This window comes from Candidatus Chloroploca sp. Khr17 (genome assembly GCF_004138165.1).
Lineage (GTDB): Bacteria > Chloroflexota > Chloroflexia > Chloroflexales > Chloroflexaceae > Chloroploca.
In genome coordinates, this window is the sequence record NZ_RYFF01000143.1 from 1 (window position 1) to 1,892 (window position 1,892).

Consider the following 1,892-nt stretch of genomic DNA (forward strand, 5'->3'; position numbering starts at 1 on the left):
GGCTCTCCCGCACTTTCCGTGCAGGAGGCGTCGCTCAGGAAGCGCGAGCGAGGACGCGGCGACGGAGCAGGTCAAACTTGGCTCGTCCGTACATGCTGCGCTTGATCAGCTTCAGCCGATTCACCTGGCCCTCAACCTGTCCGTTGCTGTAGGGCGACGAGAGGGCGGCCACCACGGCCGCTTTGTCGCGTTCTAACCCGACGACAAAGCTCTGAAGCTCGGCAATCCCACTCGTGCGCGCTCGCTGGAGCCACCCATCAAACGCCGCAGCCTTGCGTTCCCGCACCATCTGGATGAACTCCTGCGCGAGAGCAGAGGCCACCTCCACCGTGGGCGCTTGGTGGCAGAGGCGCTCAATGATGTCCTGCTCCTCCTGCTTGAGCTTTTCGGGACGACGCACCAGGAGCCAGGAGGCCTGCCGCGCGGACAAGCGGCGTTGCGCTGGTGGTTTCGGGCTCGGCGATGAGGCTGGGGGACGACCCCGCCCGCGTCGTGGTGGGCGGTTCGGGTCAGGTAGCGGCACCAGGTGGCGATGCTGCGCGACCCAGCGCGAAACCAGTGCGCGTGAGCCACGGTAGCCGTGCTGCTCCCGCAGTTCCCGCCAGAGCTGCATCCCGTTGTCCTGGCCAGCGGCCAATTGCGCTTCCAGATGCGGAATGAACGGGTCGAGCTTCCTGGGCTGCGGGCGCCTGGTGGCCTGCTCTGGGAACTGACTGGCCGCCACAAAGCGTCGCACGGTGTTGCGGCTGATCTGGAGTCGAGCCGCGATGGCGCGGATGCCGACTCCCTGGGCGTGCAACTCCCGCACCTCCGTGGAGCGTGCCTGTCGGCGGGCGCGCCGCTCCTGGCTCTGTTGCGCGGCCTTGTTCAGCGGAGACGAAGCTTCTGCTGGCGCGGGAGCGGGTGACGGCGCGCTCACCACTGCTGGCTCAGCCGGTGCTTCCGCCTCAGCCGGTGCTTCCGCCTCCGGGGAGACCACCGGCTCGGCAGGAAGCACCTGCGATGGGTCGGAAGGTGGGGACTCTGGTCGGGTGGCTGCCACCAGCGCCTCCTGCTGCCCATCGAGCAGGCGTTGCAGCATCTCGCGCACGTTCTGAAGGAGATGGAAGCGGTCGGCAACCTGGAGCGCATCGGGCGCACCGCGGCTGGCACCCTCGGCATATTCGTTTGAGCGGTCGCGGGTAATGACCTCGACGCCAGGGTGATCCTTTAGCCACTGCGCGACCACCTCGGCGGAGCGTTCCTCGATTAGATCCACGGGCTGATGGGCTTCCAGGTCGACCAGCAGCGTGCCATAGACCTGACCTTTACGCAGTGCGAAGTCGTCAATGCCAAGGCAGCGCGGGGTTGGGCGCGCATCCTCAGGCGTACTCCGAGCCAGACGCAGCAAGGTGTCGGGGCTGAGGCCCATGCCCTGGCGCTGCGCCAGACGCGCCCCTGGTTCGCCGCCCACATCCAGGGCGATGTGGTGCTGTTCTGCCCGCAGTCGCGCCGTTCGACGCGCGTAGGGTGCCGCCAGCCTCGGCACCGGCTCGCTGAAGGTGGTACGACTACAGCCGAGGGTGTCACAGCGAAAGCGCCGAACGTGGAGGTGTACGCGGACGGGCACCTGGGCCAGAGGCAGATCCGCCAAACGGCGCTGGTAATGGCTATGCACCCGGTGTGTGGTCACCGCGCAGGTGGGGCAGTCGGCGGTCTGGGCGGTCGTGTGGAGGTCAACCCGGATGCCTTCGGGCGTGAAGTCGGCAGCGGTCATCTGGAGGGCGGCACCAACAGGGATGAACAGATTCTCGATCAACATCAGGTTCTTGCCTCAATACAAACGTATGCTCAAACCTATCATTCTAGCACGTTGGTTCTCGCCCTGCCTGCACGGAAAGTGCGGGAGAGCC

The 1,892-nt window shown here is 66.5% G+C and carries 1 protein-coding gene; it reads right to left on the reverse strand.

What is annotated here, in order from left to right:
- Positions 1-34: 34 nt before the first annotated feature.
- On the reverse strand, positions 35-1,801 hold the full coding sequence (locus EKD05_RS25420; RefSeq protein WP_129678435.1) for an ISL3 family transposase: 1,767 nt from the start codon (positions 1,799-1,801) through the stop codon (positions 35-37).
- Positions 1,802-1,892: the final 91 nt, after the last annotated feature.

What these genes read in the sequence shown, in the direction of transcription:
- EKD05_RS25420 (WP_129678435.1), bottom strand. Translation starts at nt 1,801, where the DNA reads ATGTTGATCGAGAATCTGTTCATCCCTGTTGGTGCCGCCCTCCAGATG.